Annotated in this window: 16 protein-coding genes; 10 read left to right on the top strand and 6 right to left on the bottom strand. The window is 69.6% G+C overall.

Annotated features, from left to right (window positions below; all coding sequences use genetic code 11):
- Positions 1-10 precede the first annotated feature (10 nt).
- Positions 11-1,030, top strand: a complete 1,020-nt coding sequence (locus AB0H86_RS00080; protein WP_362430944.1) for a TIGR03842 family LLM class F420-dependent oxidoreductase — start codon at positions 11-13, stop codon at positions 1,028-1,030.
- 164 nt (positions 1,031-1,194) lie between these two features.
- On the top strand, positions 1,195-2,742 hold the full coding sequence (locus AB0H86_RS00075; protein WP_362430942.1) for an NCS1 family nucleobase:cation symporter-1: 1,548 nt from the start codon (positions 1,195-1,197) through the stop codon (positions 2,740-2,742).
- An 18-nt stretch (positions 2,743-2,760) separates the two neighbouring features.
- Here AB0H86_RS00075 and AB0H86_RS00070 read toward each other — a convergent pair whose 3' ends face one another.
- Complete coding sequence (locus AB0H86_RS00070; protein WP_362430940.1) at positions 2,761-3,366, bottom strand: NAD(P)H-dependent oxidoreductase; 606 nt, start codon at positions 3,364-3,366, stop codon at positions 2,761-2,763.
- A gap of 150 nt (positions 3,367-3,516) precedes the next feature.
- On the opposite strand from AB0H86_RS00070, the gene AB0H86_RS00065 reads away from it, so the two are divergent.
- Positions 3,517-4,365, top strand: a complete 849-nt coding sequence (locus tag AB0H86_RS00065; RefSeq protein ID WP_362430937.1) for a helix-turn-helix transcriptional regulator — start codon at positions 3,517-3,519, stop codon at positions 4,363-4,365.
- Between the two features lie 181 nt (positions 4,366-4,546).
- On the opposite strand, the gene AB0H86_RS00060 is transcribed toward AB0H86_RS00065, so the two are convergent.
- Positions 4,547-6,517 carry a hypothetical protein gene (locus tag AB0H86_RS00060; protein ID WP_362430934.1) on the bottom strand — a complete coding sequence of 657 codons (1,971 nt, stop codon included), beginning with the start codon at positions 6,515-6,517 and terminating at the stop codon, positions 4,547-4,549.
- Between the two features lie 218 nt (positions 6,518-6,735).
- On the opposite strand from AB0H86_RS00060, the gene AB0H86_RS00055 reads away from it, so the two are divergent.
- Positions 6,736-7,731, top strand: coding sequence for a LacI family DNA-binding transcriptional regulator (locus tag AB0H86_RS00055; protein ID WP_362430932.1), 996 nt, complete (start codon positions 6,736-6,738; stop codon positions 7,729-7,731).
- Positions 7,732-7,832: 101 nt separating this feature from the next.
- Positions 7,833-9,713, top strand: a complete 1,881-nt coding sequence (locus AB0H86_RS00050) for a glycosyl hydrolase family 28-related protein (RefSeq protein WP_362430930.1) — start codon at positions 7,833-7,835, stop codon at positions 9,711-9,713.
- Positions 9,714-9,738: 25 nt separating this feature from the next.
- On the opposite strand, the gene AB0H86_RS00045 is transcribed toward AB0H86_RS00050, so the two are convergent.
- Both AB0H86_RS00045 and AB0H86_RS00040 read right to left on the bottom strand, forming a co-directional pair.
- Positions 9,739-10,392, bottom strand: coding sequence for a hypothetical protein (locus tag AB0H86_RS00045; protein ID WP_362430928.1), 654 nt, complete (start codon positions 10,390-10,392; stop codon positions 9,739-9,741).
- Positions 10,393-10,558: 166 nt separating this feature from the next.
- Positions 10,559-11,563, bottom strand: a complete 1,005-nt coding sequence (locus AB0H86_RS00040) for a carboxymuconolactone decarboxylase family protein (RefSeq protein WP_362430926.1) — start codon at positions 11,561-11,563, stop codon at positions 10,559-10,561.
- Between the two features lie 167 nt (positions 11,564-11,730).
- Between AB0H86_RS00040 and AB0H86_RS00035 the strand changes: the two genes are divergently transcribed.
- The 5 genes from AB0H86_RS00035 to AB0H86_RS00015 all read left to right on the top strand — a co-directional run bounded on the left by AB0H86_RS00035 (position 11,731) and on the right by AB0H86_RS00015 (position 16,728).
- The gene (locus AB0H86_RS00035; RefSeq protein WP_362430923.1) at positions 11,731-12,834 is read left to right on the top strand and encodes a sensor histidine kinase; all 1,104 of its coding nucleotides are present in this window, start codon (positions 11,731-11,733) and stop codon (positions 12,832-12,834) included.
- Positions 12,831-13,493 carry a response regulator transcription factor gene (locus AB0H86_RS00030; RefSeq protein ID WP_362430920.1) on the top strand — a complete coding sequence of 221 codons (663 nt, stop codon included), beginning with the start codon at positions 12,831-12,833 and terminating at the stop codon, positions 13,491-13,493. Before AB0H86_RS00035 ends, AB0H86_RS00030 begins: the two co-directional genes overlap by 4 nt.
- Positions 13,494-13,546: 53 nt before the next feature.
- The gene (locus tag AB0H86_RS00025; RefSeq protein ID WP_362430918.1) at positions 13,547-14,383 is read left to right on the top strand and encodes a methyltransferase domain-containing protein; all 837 of its coding nucleotides are present in this window, start codon (positions 13,547-13,549) and stop codon (positions 14,381-14,383) included.
- A gap of 394 nt (positions 14,384-14,777) precedes the next feature.
- Positions 14,778-14,981, top strand: a complete 204-nt coding sequence (locus AB0H86_RS00020) for a cold-shock protein (protein WP_362430915.1) — start codon at positions 14,778-14,780, stop codon at positions 14,979-14,981.
- A 256-nt stretch (positions 14,982-15,237) separates the two neighbouring features.
- Complete coding sequence (locus AB0H86_RS00015) at positions 15,238-16,728, top strand: DEAD/DEAH box helicase (RefSeq protein WP_362430912.1); 1,491 nt, start codon at positions 15,238-15,240, stop codon at positions 16,726-16,728.
- A gap of 73 nt (positions 16,729-16,801) precedes the next feature.
- Here AB0H86_RS00015 and AB0H86_RS00010 read toward each other — a convergent pair whose 3' ends face one another.
- Positions 16,802-17,653: a YihY/virulence factor BrkB family protein gene (locus AB0H86_RS00010; protein WP_362430910.1), complete on the bottom strand. Its 852-nt coding sequence runs from the start codon at positions 17,651-17,653 to the stop codon at positions 16,802-16,804.
- Between the two features lie 363 nt (positions 17,654-18,016).
- Positions 18,017-18,400, bottom strand: a 384-nt coding sequence (locus tag AB0H86_RS00005; protein WP_362430908.1) for a DNA-directed RNA polymerase subunit alpha C-terminal domain-containing protein, incomplete at its 5' end; no start/stop codon positions are given.

Here is an 18,400-nt window from a genome sequence, read left to right as displayed (position 1 = left end):
AGTGGTGCCAATGGACTTCGGACTCGTCCTGCAGACCGACCCGCCGGCCTCCAAGGTCATCAGCCTGATGAAACGGGCCGAGCGCAACGGCTTCACGTACGGGTGGACCTTCGACTCCGCCGTGCTCTGGCAGGAGCCGTTCGTGATCTACAGTCAGATCCTTTCGAACACCACCAAGTTGACGGTCGGACCGATGGTCACCAACCCGGGCACCCGCACCTGGGAGGTCACCGCCTCCACCTTCGCCACCCTCAACGACATGTTCGGCAACCGCACCATCTGCGGCATCGGCCGCGGCGACTCCGCGATGCGGGTCGCGGGCCGTGCCCCGAACACGCTGGCCCGGATCAGCGAGGCCATGAAGGTCATCAGGGCCCTCGGCTCCGGGAAGGAGGCGGACCTCGGCGGTACGGTCATCAGGTTCCCCTGGATCAAGGAAGGCGCCGAACTCCCCGTCTGGATGGCCGCGTACGGCCCCAAGGCGCTGAAGATGACCGGCGAGGAGGCCGACGGTTTCATCCTCCAGCTCTCCGACCTCTACCTGACCGAGTACATGGTGAAGGCCGTCAAGGACGCGGCGGTCGCGGCCGGCCGTGACCCGTCCGAGGTGAAGGTCTGTGTCGCCGCCCCCGCGTACGTCACCGAGGACGACTCGCCCGAGGCGCTCGCCCACGCCCGTGAACAGTGCCGCTGGTTCGGCGGGATGGTCGGCAACCACGTCGCCGACCTGGTGTCCAAGTACGGCGAACACTCCGCCGCCGTACCGGACGAACTCACCGACTACATCAAGGCGCGAGAAGGGTACGACTACTCCCACCACGGGCGCGCCGACAACCCCGACACCGCGTTCGTGCCGGACGAGATCGTCGACCGGTTCTGCGTCATCGGCCCGGCCGAGAAGCACATCGAGAAACTGAACGCCCTACGGGAGCTGGGCGTCGACCAGTTCGCCGTCTACGACATGCACGACGCGCAGGAAGCCACCATCGACGCGTACGGCACGCAGGTGATCCCGGCCCTCAACGGCTGAACCCCGCACGTTTGCAGGCCTCGGCCCCTTTTCTGCGAGACAGCGTCAGGGACTGACTGTCGTCCTGTCGTCCCGCTCCGTCGTGTGACCCCGAGGGCCCAGTGCCGAGCCCTCGGGGAGGTCATGTTCCCCCGCACGAGACTCCGCGAACCGAGGTGGCTTCGATGTCCTCCAACGCCCCGTCAAAACCTGACACCTTCACGATCCAGCAGACCCACCCCGATGGCCGAGTCGCCCTCGCCGAGGGAGTCGTACTCGATGACGCCAGGTTCGCCAACGACGACCTGGCGCCGGTGCCCGTCGAGATACGTACATGGGGTGTTTACAACTATGTGAGCCTTTGGGTGGGAATGGCTCACAACATCCCCTCCTGGACCCTGGCCTCCGGACTGATCGCGCTCGGCATGGACTGGAAGCAGTCGGTCCTCACCATCGCGCTGGCCAACCTCATCGTGCTGGTGCCCATGCTGCTCACGGGGCATGCGGGGACGAAGTACGGGATCCCGTTCCCGGTGTTCGCGCGGGCGTCGTTCGGGCTGCGGGGCGCGAACCTGCCCGCGCTGATCCGGGCGGCGGTGGCGTGTGCCTGGTTCGGCATCCAGACCTGGATCGGCGGCGAGGGGATCTTCCTGCTGGCCGGGAAGCTCTTCGGCGGCGGTTGGCAGACCGCCGGTCACGTCGCCGGGCAGCCGTGGACGCTGTGGCTGTCGTTCGGTCTGTTCTGGGCGCTGGAGATCGCCGTGATCGCCCGGGGGATGGAGACCCTGCGGCGGTTCGAGAACTGGGCGGCGCCGTTCGTGATCGTGGGTGCGCTGGCGCTGCTGGTGTGGATCGCGGTGAAGGCGGGCGGATTCGGTCCGCTGCTGTCGCAGCCGTCGGCGCTCGGGTGGGGGAGCGGCTTCTGGAAGGTGTTCTTCCCGTCCCTGATGGGCATGATCGGCTTCTGGTCCACGCTGTCGCTCAACATTCCGGACTTCACCCGCTTCGGCGGCAGCCAACGCGCGCAGATCCGCGGCCAGGCGCTGGGGTTGCCGACGACGATGACGCTGTTCGCGTTGCTGTCGGTGCTGGTCACCTCGGGTTCACAGGCTGTCTACGGCGAGCCGATCTGGGACCCGATCGCGCTCGCCGCGAAGATGGACAGCGTCGCGGGGACGCTGTTCGCGCTGTTGGTGGTCCTGGTCGCGACCCTGTCGGTGAACATCGCGGCGAACGTCGTCAGTCCGGCGTACGACCTGGCGCATCTGGTGCCACGGTTCATCAACTTCCGTACCGGCGCGCTGATCACAGGTGTGGTGGGGATCGTCATCATGCCGTGGAAGCTGATCGCCAACCCGCACGTCTACATCTTCACCTGGCTCGGTGTCGTAGGCGGTCTGCTCGGCACCGTCGCGGGCATCCTCATCGCCGACTACTGGATCATCCGCCGTACCCATCTCGCCCTCGACGAGCTCTACCGGCCCGCCGGTCGCTACTGGTACACAGCCGGCTGGAACCTTCGCGCCCTGCTGGCCCTCCTCGTCGGCGGCGTCCTCGCCATCGGCGGCTCGTACTCCACCCTCGACGCCAACGGCGCCGCACAGGGCCCCTTCCCCGCCGACGGACTCATCCCCTTCCTCCAGCCCCTCGCCGACTACGGCTGGGCCGTCGGCCTCGCCTCCTCCCTCCTCCTCTACACCCTCCTCAGCCTCGGGTCGCGGACCCGGCCCTGACAGCCCCCGGCCGGAGGGCTACCGGTTCGCGATCTGCGGGCGGTCGCGGCGGGCGTCGTGGAGGACCGAGCCCCACCAGAGCAGTTGATCGAGCATGGCCGTGGCGGCGGCTTCGGGGCCCTGGGGGTCCCGGAGCGTGCCGTCGGGGGAGAAGAGGAGGTAGTAGCTGGGGAAGGTGACGTAGTCGCGCACGGTGTGGGCGTGCAACTCGTTGAAGACCTGCCTGAGTTGCTCGATCGCGAGCAGACCCCCGCTGAGGCCGCTGTAGCCGACGAAGCCGATCGGCTTGGCCTTCCACTGGGTGTAGTGCCAGTCGATGGCGGCCTTGAGGGACGCCGGGAAGCTGCGGTTGTAGTCGGGCGTCACGATGACGACCGCGTCGGCGGCGTCGAGCCGCCGGGTCAGTTCGGCCATGCCCTCGGGGCGCGGTAGATCGGGCTGCAGGGCCGGCGGTGTGGACGGCAGCGCGAGCGGGAGAACGACGTCCGCCAGATCGATCAGGTCGACCGTGAACTCGTCGTGCCGCTTGGCCTGTTCGACGAACCAGTCGGCCACCACCGGGCCGAAGCGGCCCTCCCGGACGCTGCCGACGATCACTGCGAGATTCAGTCGTGCGTTGGACATGGTTGTGCTTCTCCTACGGAGGGGTTGATGCTGCCCCAGCTGGGGCGCGCGCTCCACGGTGCCGGACGGGTGGCGGACGAGGGAGGCCGGGCGGAGGGTGGTAGCGACAGGGCCACGATCCGCCGGGGCGGCCGGTGTTACGTTCGCGGGATGAGCGACAACGAGCTCGGCCTCTTCCTGCGGCTGCGCCGGGAAGCCGTCACACCGGCCAAGGTGGGGCTGCCCGCCGGGCCGCGCCGCCGTACGCCGGGACTGCGCCGCGCGGAACTGGCGACGCTCGCCGGGGTGAGTGTCGAGTACGTCACCAGGCTGGAGCAGGGGCGGGACCGCAGGCCCTCGGTGCAGGTGCTGGCGGCCCTGGCGGACGCGCTGTTCCTCACCCCTGGTGAAAGGGTCCATCTGCACCGGCTCGCCAAGGGTGCCGACCCCGGCTTCAGCTGCCGGGGCGGGACGGGACCGAACAGGGCGGTCAGGCCCACGGTGCGGGCGCTGCTGGAGCGGCTGGAACCGGCGCCCGCCGTGCTGGTGAACCGGCTGAGCGAGATCCTGGCCTGCACGGACGGGTACCGGCGGCTGGCCGAACCGCTCGGCCTGCTGGACGGCGTCCGGCCCAGCCTCGCCCGCTTCGTCTTCACCGACCCGCGGGCGCGCACGGTCTACCCGGACTGGGACACGGTCGCCGACGAGCAGGTCGCGGCTCTCAAGGAGGGGCCGGGGCAGACCGACGTCCATGTCGGCACGCTGATGGACGAGTTGACGGTGTCCTCCGGGGAACCGTTCGCCCGCAGGCTGCGGACGCTGCCGGGGCTGCCGCGGGCGAACGGGGTGGTGCGCATGGCCCACCCGCAGGTGGGGGAGGTGCGGCTGGCGTACGAAATGCTCGGCCTGCCCGCCGACGACGACCAGCAGCTCGTCGTCCACCTGCCGGCCGACGACGCGAGCGCCGCCGCACTCGACCGCCTCACCGGCCGCCGCCCCGGCGCCCTGCGGGCGGTCTGAGCGCTTCCGTCCCGTTCCTCGTCGTCACCGACACCTCCGGCATCGACCCGGTCACCTGTCTGACGCCGCGCTCCTGTCGCGGACCTCGGGCATCGACTCCGTGGGTCACGCCGCCGAACTGATCTCCCCGATCACCATGGCCCGCTTCGACGCACGGCCTGACCGAAAGGTGGCGTTCCGGTCAGCCGGTCACCTGGACGACCGCCGTCGCCCCCGCCCCCACGGTCGGCGTCGCGTAGGTGTACGTCACGCCGTTCACTGTCTTGGTGTGGGCCCGCTGTGGGACGCCGTTGACCGTGAGCTTCCTGTGGACGCCGGGGAAGCGGGCCTCCCATTGGTAGGCGTCGTGGCGGGAGTTGTTCGTCAGGGTGGTCTTCGTCGTGCCGTCGTGGCGGACAGTGATCGAGCCCGTACCGATCGGCACGTCCGCCGTCCGGAGCCACTTCATGCCGGACGGCAGCCGCGACTGCGTGGTCACCCTGTGGTCCGCCGCGTCCGGCGCGATGCCCATCAGACCCTCGACGGTCTGGCTGACCAGGGTGAACGACACCTCGGGGTAGTCACCGTTGGGGCCCTGGGCGGAGTTGATGTGCTGGGTCTCCCGCTGGCCGTAGATCTTCTTCATCCACGTCCAGGCCGTGTCATTGCGGTTGTTCCTGAAGAACATGTCGGGCAGGTACGTCGTCGACTCGATGTTGGGCGATCCCTGCGGACCCAGCTCCTGCGCCTCGATGTAGTCGAGGTAGGCGTCTCTGCGGGGGCCGGGATCGATGATCTGCTTCATCGGCATGAACACGCTGTTCTCCTTGCCCCAGCCGGTGACCGGGGTGCCGGACAGGGTGTACGCGCGGACCATGCCGGCTCCGCTGCCGGTGCCGCTCCACTCGTCGTTGAAGTACGCCTTCAGATCGGCGGCCCGACGGTCGTACTTCTTCGCCAGCGCGGTGTCGCCCTTGCCGCGCGCCAGCACGGCTATCGCCAGATACGCCTGGTACTGCGAGGCGATGCCGTCCCCGGCCTCGGCGAGGCCGTCGCCGTCCTGCTCGTTGTAGCTGGCGGCGCCGGCGAAGATACCGTCGCCCGTGCCCTCGGCGACCTTGACCTTGCCGTTGGGCTTGGCGCTGTTGTGCAGGTCGACGAAGTCCTCGGTGGCGTGCCGGTAGAAGGCCCACAGCACCGGGTCGTCGACGTAACGGCGGTCGCCGGTCCAGAGGTAGGCCTGGGCAGCCTTCTCGACCAGCTCGAAGGTGGCCGGCACCTCGCGCACGAAGTCGTCCGGGCCGTGGTAGTCGATGCTCAGGTACGTCTTGGCGTCGAAGTTGAGGGACCACACCGGGAAGTACTTGTGCTCGGCGGTGGCCGACGCCGCGTACGAGCGGAGCATCGTCTCGTTCTCGGTGTCGAGGCCGATCAGGTGGGCGCCTGCGAGCTGGTGGGTCATGTCGCGGGAGTAGTAGGCGCTGCGGTTGGCGTATCCGGCCCAGTAGGTGGGCTCGTACGTCCCGGTGCCGGTGCCGCCGGTGTGGTACTCGTCGACGTTGATCGGGCCCACCGTGCCGGGCAGCTGCACCCAGCTGTTGGCCTTTCTCTTGGCCCAGTCGAACATCGCGACGACCTCGGGGTCGGACGAGGTGACCTTGGGGTCGGCGGGCGCGGCCGGGGAGATCATCAGGTCGTCGGCGTTGACCCAGGCGCTGCCGGAGCCGAAGGCTATCTCCAGCCGGTCGCCGGCCTTCAGCTCGACGCGGCTGATGGTGTACCGGGCGTAGGTGGGGCGCTGCGGCAGCTCGACCGTACCGACGGTCTCGCCGTTGCGCCGGACCGTGTACGTGCCTCCGGTGCCGGCGCTTGCCACCCACGCGGAGAAGTCGTAACTGCCGTCGCGCGGCGCGACGAGGGACTGTCTGGCGGTCCTGCCGGCGCCGGCGTCGAGATAGAGGAAGCGGCTGCCGCTGTGGACGTTGCCGGCGCCGACCCCGGTGCCCGGGTCGAAGGTCCAGCCCACACCGCCGTTCTCGAAGCCGGGGTCGGGCAGGGCGAGTTGGGGACGCGAGTCGGCGGCGGTACGCGGCGCCGCCGTGGCCGACAGCGCGGGGGCCATCGGCGCGAGTAGTGCAACAGCGGTGAGCAGCATGAGCCGTGAGGGCTTCATCGGGTCTCCCGGTCTTCAGTGACGGCGGGTGCGGCCGAGTGGCGGCAAGCTAGCAGGGGCCGAAGAGACAGTTCAATGGTCGTGCGCGAGAAATATGAAAAACAGGCAGACTGAATGCAAGATCCGATGCTCAGTCACGCTGAAAACTTTCACCTGTCTATTGCAAGTGAGATGGGTAGCTTGTTAGCTGGTGGCACCAGGGGGACGGAGGGAACCGTATGAAGGTCGGCATCACCGAGGTCGCGGTCCGGGCGCAGGTGAGCGAGGCCACGGTCAGTCGCGTCATCAACCGGCGTCAGGGCGTGTCGCGCAAGACCCGCGAGGCGGTCGAGCGGGCGATGTCCGACCTGGGGTACGAGCGGCAGACGCGAGGTCAACTCGTCGCGGTCGTCACCGAGTTGGTGTCCAACCCGTTCTTCGCCGACGTCTGCGAACGGATCGAGACCACCCTCGCCCCGCAGGGCCTGAAGACGATCCTGTGCCCGTGCTTCGCCGGCGGAGTACAGGAGCTGGACTTCCTGACCTCCCTCGCCGACCGGGGCGTCGCCGCCGTGGTCTTCCTCTCCGCCAGCAACACGCTCGAGGGCGCGGACCCGCAGGCGTACGAACTCCTGCGCTCCCGCAGGATCCCGTTCGTAGGGGTCAACGGCCAGTTCGAGGGCGTGGACGAGGCGCCGGTCTTCTCCACCGACGACCTGCTGGCCGCCGAACTCGCCGTCGATCACCTGTACCGGCTCGGCCACCGCCGTATCGGCATGGCATCGGGCCCGGTCGGCAACCGGCCGGCCGACCGGCGCGTCAGCGGCTTCGTCTCCTCGCTCGCCAGGCGCGGGGTGACGGACCCGGAACAGTGGGTCCTGAGGCAGTCCTACACCGTCGAGGGCGGCCAGTCCGCCGCGATCTCACTCCTCGGCCGTGGCGCCACGGCGATCGTCGCCGCCAGCGACTACATGGCACTGGGCGCGATCCGCGGCGCACGCCGTCAGGGGTACGACGTCCCGGGTGACGTGTCGGTCGTCGGCTACGACGGGTCCATGATCATGGACTTCGTCGACCCCCCGCTCACCACCGTCCGTCAGCCGGCCGACCGTCTGGCCGCGGAGGTGGCCCGCAGCATCCTCGCCCTGGTCGGCAACCGCGATGTCCCGGTCGGCGAACTCCTCTTCGACCCCGAGCTGGTGATTCGCGCCAGCACGGCGGCGCCGAAGAGCTAGTGCCTGCCGCGGCACAGCGCAATTCCCGCTTGTTCGTTGGATGTTCCGCTACTTACAGAACGTTGGATGTTCCGCTCACGGATGCTCCGGAGGGGCTGTCTATGTCTCGGTTCGTGATTCTCGGGGTGGCACTCGCGTTGCTCGGAGCCGCCGCCGGTCCGGTCGCCGCCAGTCCGGTCGCCGCCAGTCCGGTCGCCGCCGCGCCGAAGGCGGCGCCGGTGGTGGTCGACGTGGACGACTACGGAGCCGACCCGACGGGCCGGGCGGACTCGGCGCCCGCCGTCGCCGCGGCACTGCGGCACGCCAAGAGCCTCGACCGGCCGGTCCGGATCGTGTTCTCGAAGGGCACCTACCAGCTCTATCCCGAACGGGCCGAGACGCGTGAGCTCTATGTGTCCAACACCGTTGGCGCCGACCAGCGTTACAAGGACAAGAAGATCGGGCTGCTCGTCGAGGACATGCACGACGTCACCATCGACGGCGGCGGTGCCGAGCTCGTCCACCACGGCCTTCAGACGGCGTTCGCGTCGATCCGCTCGACCAATGTGACCTTCACGAACTTCTCCTTCGACTACGCGGCCCCCGAGGTCATCGACGCTTCTGTCGCCGCGGCCGGTGTCTCCGACGGGCACGCCTACCGCGTCCTGTCGATCCCCGCCGGCAGCCCGTACCGGGTGAACGGCACGCACATCACCTGGCTCGGCGAGACCAGTCCGGTCACCGGGCAGCCGTACTGGTCGGGTGAGGACGGGCTCCAGTACACGCAGATCCACGATCCGACAGCGCAGCGGACCTGGCGTGGGGACAACCCGCTGTTCAACGACGTCGCCGCGGTCACCGACCTCGGCCACCGCCGGATCCGGATCGACTACACCACGGCGGCACGGCCGGCGGACGCCGGGCTCGTCTACCAGATGCGCCTCATCGAAAGAACGGAACCGGGCGCCTTCATCTGGCAGTCCAAGAACGTCACCCTGCGCTCGATGAACGCGTACTACCTGCAATCATTCGGCGTGGTGGGGCAGTTCAGCGAGAACATCACGATCGACAAGGTGAACTTCGCACCCGATCCGGCGTCCGGCCGCTCGACGGCCTCGTTCGCGGACTTCGTGCAGATGTCCGGCGTCAAGGGAAAGGTCTCGATCACCAGGAGTCTCTTCGACGGCCCGCACGACGACCCGATCAACATCCACGGCACCTACCTCGAGGTCGTCGGGAAACCCGGTCCGTCCACCCTCACCCTCGCCTACAAACACCCGCAGACCGCCGGATTCCCGCAGTTCGCCCCGGGTGACGAGGTCGAGTTCACCGCCAAGCGCACGATGACGCCGCCGGCCGACGCGCACGCGAAGGTCACCGCGGTCGACGGGCCGAGCGGCATGGACCACGACAAGCCGCTGACCACGATGACCGTCACCTTCGACCGGCCGGTTCCCGACGGGGTCGAGATCAACGGCACGGTCGTCGAGAACATCACCGCCACCCCGTCGGTCGTCATCTCCGGCAATGTGTTCCGCAACGTGCCGACCCGCGGCGTGCTGGTCACCACCCGCAAGCCCGTCCTCATCACCGGCAACCGGTTCGACGGGATGTCCATGGCCAGCATCTACGTCTCCGCCGACGCCTACCAGTGGTACGAGTCCGGGGCGGTCGCCGACCTCACGATCCGTGGGAACTCGTTCACGCGGCCCGCCGGCCCGGTCATCCTCGTGGAGCCGACCAACCAGGTCGTCGACGCGGCGAACCCGGTGCATCACCACATCTCGGTCGAGCACAACTCGTTCGACATCGGTGACATCACCGTCGTCGACGCCAAGAGCGTCGGCGGGTTCGCGTTCACCGGCAACACCGTCCGGCGGCTGGACGGGCCGGACCAACCGCCGTACACCTCACCGCTGTTCGTCTTCCACGGCAGTTCGGGCATCCGGATCGCGCGCAACCACTACGACAAGGGCCTGAACCCCTCCGTGGTCACGGACTGAGGCAACGCCCGTCGTCGGAGGGCGGTCAGTTGTTCTGGCCGTCCTCCAGGGTGGCGACCGCCTCCTTGGCGGCCTTGATGGCGCCCTTGTTGATCTCGTCCGTGCTGGGCGCCTTCTTGGACTCGAAGTCGCTGCCGTTGTACGTGATGGTCACCAGCGCGTTGGACGCGCGGATCACCACCACGCCCTCGCGGGTCTGCTGCTTGTCCTCGGTGACGAGGTTCACGACGGAGTACCCCGAGTCGCCGACGTCGGGCACCTCCCCGCCGCCGCTCTTCTCGGTGACCGTCTCCTTGTAGGACGTCTCCGCCGCCTCGTCCGATTCCATGAGCTCGTAGGAGACGTCCAGCCAGCGGTAGTCGTAGCCCTTGAGCGCGTTCCAGGAGCAGGTGCGGCGCAGCTTGGAGTTCGTCGACGGGATCTCTCGGCCGGCCGTCTTCGCGCCCGGCACCAGCGACGTGATCGTCTTCTTGGCCACGCTGGTGCACGGCGCGGGCGCGGCCGTGTACGCCTTCGACGCCGCCGATGTCGCCGGGGCGGAGGCGGACTGGGTCCCGGTCTTCGGGGCGTCCTTGTGCTCCGAGGCCGGTGTCGCGGCGAACGGGCCGGACGACAGGGCCCAACCCGCCGCGGCGAGCACGATGACCGGGGACAGGCGGGCGGTCAGGGCGACCGGCAAGGAAAGAGAGGAACGCACGGCGCACTTTTCGTGGGGGACGGTGCGGAGCGAGTCCGCACTGCGGACGGGACGCCAGTCTCACATGACTCCCTGTGGGGCGGAAGTGCCAACTCGCTCCGTGCCTGTGCGGTCACCGCACCTTGCTGTCGATGCGCCATGTGTCCCTTTATGTCCGGGCGATGGGGTGGTAGAGCGCCGATTCGAGGCGGTCCACCGCCACGAACGCCCCGTACGCGACGAGGCGCACCAGAGCGTCGTCGGTGTGCTCCGGCCGCCGCCAGGCCGCCACGTCCTCGTCCGTGATCCGGTACGGCGCCAGGGCGGCCAGCAGCGCGAGGCGCGCGCCGGGACGCTCGAGCCGGTCCGGGAACCCGCTCAGCGCGAGCGGCGGATGAGCCCCGTCCCAGTCCCCCAGGGTTTGTTCTACGAGGTCGTGGTCATCGGCGTCGAGGAGGCCGGCGCCCGCCATGGACGCCCTGAGCAGCGCCGCGTACGCGAGGCCGACGGTCGTGCCGCCCGCCCAGGCGGGGGCTTCGCCGGGGTCGACGCCGTCGAGCAGCGCGAGAGCCTCGCCGGGCCGGGCGGGACGGCGTACGGTCCGGGCGAGCGTGCGGCCCGTCAGGCTGCGTACCGCCCGGAACCGCTGGGCGTTGCCCGGCAGCAGGTTCTCGGTCAGCAGGGCGGACACGATCCGGTTGATGAAGTGGAAGGCGAGAGCGGTGCCGAGATAGCCGGGGGCGTGCTCGCGCGGGAAGGGGTACGGCTCCGGGCCGAGTCCGCCCGGAACGCGGGTCCGCCTGCCCCACTCCAGCACGCGCGCGTGCTCCTCGTTCTCCGGTCGCTCCCCGCGGGCGAGGCGTTCGGCGAGCGCGTGGTCGCCGGTGGCGTGCAGCAGCATGGTGTGCGCGTCCACGCAGAACGGGCATCTGTTGGCGAGCGACACCCCGAGCGCCGCCAGCTCCTTGCCGGTACGGCTGCCGGGGCCCGCGATCAGCGACTCGCGCATCAACGCCCAGGTGGACGCGAGGATCTCGGGGGCGGGGGACAGGACCACGAAGGTGACGGGCCTGTCGATGCCGAAGTCACGGGCGAGCTGCTCGTAGACCTCGGCGACGCGGCCGGTGGCCGACCTGGGCGGCAGGGGCTCGGTGTAGCGGAACGGTGTGGGCATGGGCAGCAGCGTGCGTCACGGGGGCGGGCCCGGTCGTCGTACCGCCGAAGACAGCCGGCGCTGCGCCGACGGGGCGGCACGGGGCCCTGGACTACTGCGTCGGGAGTAGTCGGGGAGTTGTCCACAGGGCTGACGCCGAGGTCTGCGCCGAGCGCTACTGTGCGTGCATGAGCGGGCACTTGATCACACGCAGGGGTCTCGCCGACGCCGCCCTGGCGGTCGTGGTCGGCGCGCTGGTCCTGACCACGGCCGCGTTCGACCCGGACACGACGGCCGTCGACTACGCGCTGATCGCGCTGGGTTCGGCAGCTCTCGCGTTCTACCGACCGGCTCCCCTGGCGGTGCTGGCCGCGGCCACCGCGACCGGCCTGGCATACGTCGTGCACGCCCACCCCGGCCTGCTCTCCGCCCTGCCCGTCCTCGCCGCCGTGCACACGGCGTCCCGGGCGGGGCACCGGGGTTGGGCCGCCGCCGCGAGCGGGGTCTATCTGGCGGTCTACGCGGCGACGGGGCCCACGACGGGGGAGGCCGTGGAGAAGGCCGCGCTGTTCACGGGCTGGTTCCTGTGCGCGGTCGTGACGGGCCTCGCCGACCGCAACTGGCAGGCCTACCTGCGCCAGACGGAACAACGCGCCCTGGAGGCCGAACGCACCAGGGAGGAGGCGGCCCTGCGCCGGGCCGGAGAGGAACGCCTGCGGATAGCCCGGGAGTTGCACGACTCCCTCACCCACAGCATCTCGATCGTCAAGCTCCAGGCCGGTGTCGCCGTGCACCTGGCCCGCAAGCGGGGCGAGGAGGTGCCGCCCGCGCTGCTCGCCATCCAGGAGGCCGGCGGTGAGGCCATGCGTGAGCTGCGGGCCACGCTGGGGGTGCTGCGCACCGACGAACCGACCGGCACACCCGCCCTGCTCGTGGATCGCGCCCGGGCGGCGGGCCTCGCCGTCGAGCTGACGGTGAACGGGGACGAACGCCCCCTGCCCGCCACCCTCGACCGGGCCACGTACCGCATCGTCCAGGAGGCCCTCACGAACGCGGCCCGGCACGCGGGTCCGGCCAAGGTGCGAGTTCAACTAGATTACACGGAGGGCAAGTTGACGATTCGGGTGGACGACGAGGGAACGGCCGACCCGGCCCGCCCGCCGACACCCGGCATCGGCATCACCGGTATGCGAGAACGCGTCACGGCGCTCGGCGGCACGTTGCACACCGGCCCGCGCGCGGAGGGCGGCTTCTCGGTGCGGGCCGAACTGCCTCTGGAGGCGGCCGGATGATCCGGGTGGCACTCGTCGACGACCAGGCGCTGATGCGTGCCGGGTTCCGTGCCCTGCTGGACGCCGAGGACGGCATCGAGGTGGTCGGCGAGGCCGCGGACGGTGAACAGGGAGTGGCCCTGGTGCGTGCCCACACGCCCGACATCGCGCTGATCGACGTGCAGATGCCGGTGATGACGGGCATCGAGGCGACCCGCCGTATCGCCACCGACCCCGCCCTCCGCGCCGTCCGGGTCGTGATCCTCACCAACTACGGCCTCGACGAGTATGTCTTCGAGGCCCTGCGGGCGGGCGCGAGCGGCTTCCTGCTGAAGGACACCGAACCCGCCGACCTGCTCCAGGCCATCGAGGTGGTGGCCCGGGGAGAGGCCCTGCTCTCCCCGTCGGTCACCCGGGCCCTGATCGGCGAGTTCGTCTCGCGGCCCCCGGACCGGGCCACCGCCCCAGGCCTGGAACACCTCACCCGCCGCGAACGCGAGGTCACCGCCCTGGCCGCCCGCGGCCTCAGCAACGAGGAGATCGCCGCGCACATGGTCATCAGCCCGTTCACCGCCAAGACGCACATCAGCCGCGCGATGACCAAGCTGGGGGCCCGCGACCGGGCCCAACTGGTCGTGTTCGCCTACGAGTCGGGGCTGGTGACGGCGCGCGCCACCTGACCGCCGGACATATTCCGTTGCGTGCCCCGGTCGGCCATCAGCAACCTGAGGTGATGACAGCCGACACGACACACGAGCAACAACCCTCCGTACGCGAGGAGATCCTCGCCTACTACGCCCAGGGAAACGAGGACGCCCGCCTGCGGGAGGGCTCCGGACGGCTGGAGTTCTGGCGCACCCAGGACGTCCTGCGGCGCCTGATGCCCGAGGCTCCCGCGCGGGTCCTGGACGTCGGCGGCGGCAGCGGCGTCCACGCGGAGTGGCTCGCGCGGGACGGATACCAGGTCGATCTCGTCGACCCGGTGCCGCTCCACCTGGAACAGGCCGCCCGGCTGCCCGGCGTCACCGCCCGACCCGGGGACGCCCGCGCCCTGCCCGCCGAGGACGCCTCGTACGACGTGGTGCTGCTCCTCGGACCGCTGTACCACCTCACCGAACGCGCTGACCGCGTACAGGCGTTGGCTCAGGCGCACCGGGTGGTCCGGCCGGGCGGGCCGGTGGTCGCGGCCACCATCAACCGGTTCGCCGGTCTGCACGACCTGCTGCGCCAGGAGCGCTACTTCAACCCTCAGCAACGCGCGCGCACCGATGCCGCCGCGGCGGACGGCCGGCACCGTCACCACGCCGAGGACGGCCTGTTCACCGTCGCCTACTTCGCCCGCCCCGAGGAGCCTCTGGCCGAGTTCACCGACGCGGGGCTCACCGTCGAGGGCCAGTACGGCGTCGAGGGCGTCGCCTGGCTCATGGACGGCGTCGAGGACTGGCTGGACGACCCGGAACGCCGCGAGGCCGTCCTGGCGGCGACCCGCCGCATCGAGTCCGACCCGACGCTCCTTGGAGCCAGCGGGCACCTGCTCACCGCGGGCAGGCGGGGGAGTCCCGCGCGGTGATCGCGGGCTTCACTCGCGCTCGGTGCGCTCGCGGGCGCGGCGGTGTCGGGGAGGGGCGGGCGGACGGCCGCGGTTGGCGACTCTTCCTGAAACGTTGCACTCCGAGTGAATCAATATCTGTGCCCGAGAGGTCAGAGTTTGACGGACCACGCAGTGGGAGTTTTTGCCGCGAGGAGCAGAGTGGCATTCTTCAGCGCACACGGGCCGTTCCGGCGTGCTACTGTCCATCTCAGTTGCAGTTGTGGTTCCCAAAAACTTCAAGTGCCCCCCACCAGGCTTGTGCCGGTCGGGAGCACTTTTGTATTTCCGGTCATTTCCGGGCGGGGCAATCATCACGGCGACACGGCGTTCGCACAGTGCGGACGCCGATGTACTGCCCCAAAGGAGATATGACATGGCTACTGGTACCGTGAAGTGGTTCAACGCGGAAAAGGGCTTCGGCTTCATCGAGCAGGATGGTGGCGGCCCCGACGTCTTCGCCCACTACTCGAACATTGCGGCGCAGGGCTTCCGTGAACTGCTCGAAGGCCAGAAGGTGAACTTCGACGTCGCGCAGGGCCAGAAGGGCCCGCAGGCCGAGAACATCGTTCCCGCCTGACGCTCACGCAAAATCTGTAGCTGGGGCCCGCATCCCTTCGGGGTGCGGGCCCCAGCTGCGTGCATCTCCCGCAGCGGTTTCACCCGCGGGACGACTCGGAGGAATCCGCAGTCCCTCTACTTTCAGCATCTGCGCTCCCGGAGATTTCCGCCGACCAGATCTGCTTTCTTTTTCCGTCGGTCCATACTCGTGATTCTTCATGCCGCTCATTGCTGTGGAAATTCCTTGATATGTGACACTTCGAGGAAGGTTCCGCATGAACCACGATTACACGAACGACCGCCCCGCCCGCGCCCGTAAGGGCAGTGCCGACGCAGGGAAGGGCGGCAGCCGCTACGGCTCGCAGGCACCGCGCGGTTCTCGCGGGCCTGCCCGTTCCGGTGGTCATGGCCGCCGACCCGCCGCAGTGCAGGGTGAGTTCGCGCTGCCCAGGACGATCACCCCCGCGCTACCCGCCGTTGAGGGCTTCGCCGATCTCGACATGCCTGAGCACCTACTGGCCGAACTCGGCAGGCAGGGTGTGACCGCACCGTTCCCGATCCAGGGAGCGACGTTGCCGAACTCCTTGGCGGGCCGTGACGTCCTGGGCCGCGGGCGCACCGGTTCCGGCAAGACCCTCGCCTTCGGGCTGGCGCTGCTGGCCCGCACCGCTGGACGGCGCGCTGAGTCCCGCCAGCCGCTGGGGCTGATCCTCGTACCGACGCGTGAGCTTGCGCAGCAGGTGACGGACGCGCTCACTCCGTACGCCCGCTCCGTCAAGTTGCGGCTGGCTACGGTGGTGGGCGGGATGTCGATCGGCAAGCAGGCCGGCGCGCTGCGAGGCGGGGCCGAGGTCGTCGTCGCGACTCCGGGCAGGCTCAAGGACCTCATCGACCGTGGCGACTGCCGGCTGAACCAGGTGGGCATCACGGTGCTGGACGAGGCCGACCAGATGGCTGACATGGGGTTCATGCCGCAGGTCACCGCGCTGCTCGACCAGGTGCGTCCGGAGGGGCAACGGATGCTGTTCTCCGCCACCTTGGACCGCAACGTCGACCTGCTGGTGCGCCGCTATCTGACCGATCCCGTCGTGCATTCGGTCGACCCGTCGGCCGGTGCGGTCACGACGATGGAGCACCACGTCCTGCACGTCCAGGGCGCCGACAAGCATGCCGCCACGACCGAGATCGCCGCCCGCGACGGCCGCGTGCTCATGTTCCTGGACACCAAGCACGCCGTCGACCGGTTGACCCAGGACCTGCTCAACAGTGGTGTCCGGGCTGCCGCGCTGCACGGTGGCAAGTCGCAGCCGCAGCGCACTCGCACGCTGGCACAGTTCAAGACGGGGCACGTCAGCGTGCTGGTGGCGACCAATGTCGCGGCGCGAGGCATCCACGTCGACAACCTCGACCTCGTCGTCAATGTCGATCCGCCGACCGACCACAAGGACTACCTCCACCGCGGCGGCCGTACCGCCCGCGCCGGTGAGTCCGGCAGCGTCGTCACGCTCGTCACACCGAATCAGCGCCGCGGCATGGTCCGCCTCATGTCGGACGCCGGGATCCGGCCGCAGACCACCCAGATCCGCTCGGGCGACGAGGCCCTGAGCCGGATCACCGGTGCCCAGGCTCCGTCCGGCATCCCGGTCGTCATCACCGCACCGGTGGTCGAACGCCCCAAGCGCAGGGCCTCCTCCCGAGGCCGACGCAGCCCCTCTTCGGCGACCCGGCGCACGCCCGTACGCCAGTCCGTCGTCGATGCGGCCTGAATTCTCGAGATCCGGAAGCTGACCCGTCCCTGCAGGCGCTTTTTTGGTCAGCCGCAGCTATGAGAAGGCCGGCTCATTCCCCGTGCGCGGGCTTCGTCAGCTCTGCGTTGAACTGAGCACCGATCAGGAGGGACAGGTTGGACAGCCACAGCCAGACCAGGAAGACCACGGCGCCTGCCAGTGAACCGTACAGACGGTCATAGGTACTGACATGGGTGGTGTAGGCGGCGAATCCGAGTGAGACGGTCAGCAGGAGCGCCACCGCCAATGTGCCGCCCGGCGCCATCCTCCCGACAGGGCGGGAGGTCCCCGGTCCTGACCGGTACAGGACGAGCACCAGGGCGACGGCGACCGCGGCCACGACCGGCCACCGCAGCGCGTCCCAGGTGGACTGCGGCCCCGTACCCAAATTCAGAGCCTGACCCAGACGCCGCGCCAGGCCGCCGGTGAGCAACAACGCGAGGGTCGACGTGAGAAGCAGGGCGATCAGGACGAGGGCCGTGGCGATGATGCGCGGAGCCGTACGCCAGACCGGTCGGTCCGCGCTGATCCGGTGCATGGCGTACAGCGCCCGGCGGAAGACGCTCAGATAGCTGCATCCCGACCACAGGGCCCCCGTCCCTCCGATGAAGATCAGCGTCCAAGCCGCTGACGACTGTGCGGCCATCTGCCGCAGGGTGCTGCGCAGCAGAGCGCGGGACGCGGCCGGGGCCGCCTGCGCCATGCGTTCGATGACCTCCGGCTTGGCCGTGGGCATGGTCAGCCCCAGGATCGAGAGAATCACCAGCAGCAACGGGAACAGGGCCAGGACCGCGTAATAGGTCAGCGCAGCGGCCCAGTCCGTGACGTCGTCGTCCCAGACGGCCACCGGCGTCCGGCGCAACGCCACCCACCACCGAGCCGTGTGGCCGTCTGCCTCATCCATGACGCGGTGCTCTCACTCTTCGTCCTCGGGCCACCATCCAGCACTGCGGTGCGACACTACCCGGCGGGCGTGCCGGGTCGCCCCACCGCGTGCTTGGACAGGCGGAACGGTCACGGGGGCCAAGGCCCCCTGGCACCGCGCGGTGAACAGAGCCGTCGTCATGGCCGGCCGGACACCCGTCGCGCAGCGCGACATCGCAGGCGGCCCGACCGTGCCCCCTCGTCCATGCCGAGCCCGGGCAGTCGTCCCCCGGGCCCTTGTACGTGGGCGCGGACCGGCCGAGGCCGCCCAGCGGGCAGGGAACAGCGTGGAGGTTCTGCTGTCCCCGCCGAGAGTGTCCCTATGACCGGCTCAGCGCGGCGTTCAGTATTGCTCGGTCTCCACGAAACCCGAGTCCGTGTCGTCCTCCGCACCGAGTGCGGCGGCGGTCGGGTCGAATCCGGGCGGGCTGTCCTTGAGACCCAGGCCCAGACCGGCCAGCTTCGCCTTGACCTCGTCGATCGACTTCGCACCGAAGTTACGAATGTCCAGCAGGTCGGCCTCGGAGCGGGCGACGAGCTCGCCCACGGAGTGGACGCCCTCACGCTTGAGGCAGTTGTACGACCGGACGGTGAGGTCGAGGTCCTCGATCGGCAGTACCAGGTCGGCGGCGAGGGCGGCGTCCGTGGGGGACGGGCCCATGTCGATGCCCTCGGCGTCGATGTTCAGCTCACGGGCCAGACCGAACAGCTCGACCAGGGTCTTGCC

The sequence above is a fragment of the Streptomyces sp. NPDC050997 genome (assembly GCF_040660135.1).
GTDB lineage: Bacteria > Actinomycetota > Actinomycetes > Streptomycetales > Streptomycetaceae > Streptomyces.
This window is presented reverse-complemented; position numbering and strand designations above follow the sequence as displayed.

Bases quoted from the DNA above. Each gene is read 5' to 3' on its own strand.
- AB0H86_RS00040 (WP_362430926.1), bottom strand. From the start codon at position 11,563: ATGCCCACACCGTTCCGCTACACCGAGCCCCTGCCGCCCAGGTCGGCC.
- AB0H86_RS00065 (WP_362430937.1), top strand. From the start codon at position 3,517: ATGAGCGACAACGAGCTCGGCCTCTTCCTGCGGCTGCGCCGGGAAGCC.
- AB0H86_RS00030 (WP_362430920.1), top strand. From the start codon at position 12,831: ATGATCCGGGTGGCACTCGTCGACGACCAGGCGCTGATGCGTGCCGGG.
- AB0H86_RS00075 (WP_362430942.1), top strand. From the start codon at position 1,195: ATGTCCTCCAACGCCCCGTCAAAACCTGACACCTTCACGATCCAGCAG.
- AB0H86_RS00080 (WP_362430944.1), top strand. From the start codon at position 11: ATGGACTTCGGACTCGTCCTGCAGACCGACCCGCCGGCCTCCAAGGTC.
- AB0H86_RS00050 (WP_362430930.1), top strand. From the start codon at position 7,833: ATGTCTCGGTTCGTGATTCTCGGGGTGGCACTCGCGTTGCTCGGAGCC.
- AB0H86_RS00035 (WP_362430923.1), top strand. From the start codon at position 11,731: ATGAGCGGGCACTTGATCACACGCAGGGGTCTCGCCGACGCCGCCCTG.
- AB0H86_RS00055 (WP_362430932.1), top strand. From the start codon at position 6,736: ATGAAGGTCGGCATCACCGAGGTCGCGGTCCGGGCGCAGGTGAGCGAG.
- AB0H86_RS00010 (WP_362430910.1), bottom strand. From the start codon at position 17,653: ATGGATGAGGCAGACGGCCACACGGCTCGGTGGTGGGTGGCGTTGCGC.
- AB0H86_RS00020 (WP_362430915.1), top strand. From the start codon at position 14,778: ATGGCTACTGGTACCGTGAAGTGGTTCAACGCGGAAAAGGGCTTCGGC.
- AB0H86_RS00015 (WP_362430912.1), top strand. From the start codon at position 15,238: ATGAACCACGATTACACGAACGACCGCCCCGCCCGCGCCCGTAAGGGC.
- AB0H86_RS00060 (WP_362430934.1), bottom strand. From the start codon at position 6,517: ATGAAGCCCTCACGGCTCATGCTGCTCACCGCTGTTGCACTACTCGCG.
- AB0H86_RS00025 (WP_362430918.1), top strand. From the start codon at position 13,547: ATGACAGCCGACACGACACACGAGCAACAACCCTCCGTACGCGAGGAG.
- AB0H86_RS00070 (WP_362430940.1), bottom strand. From the start codon at position 3,366: ATGTCCAACGCACGACTGAATCTCGCAGTGATCGTCGGCAGCGTCCGG.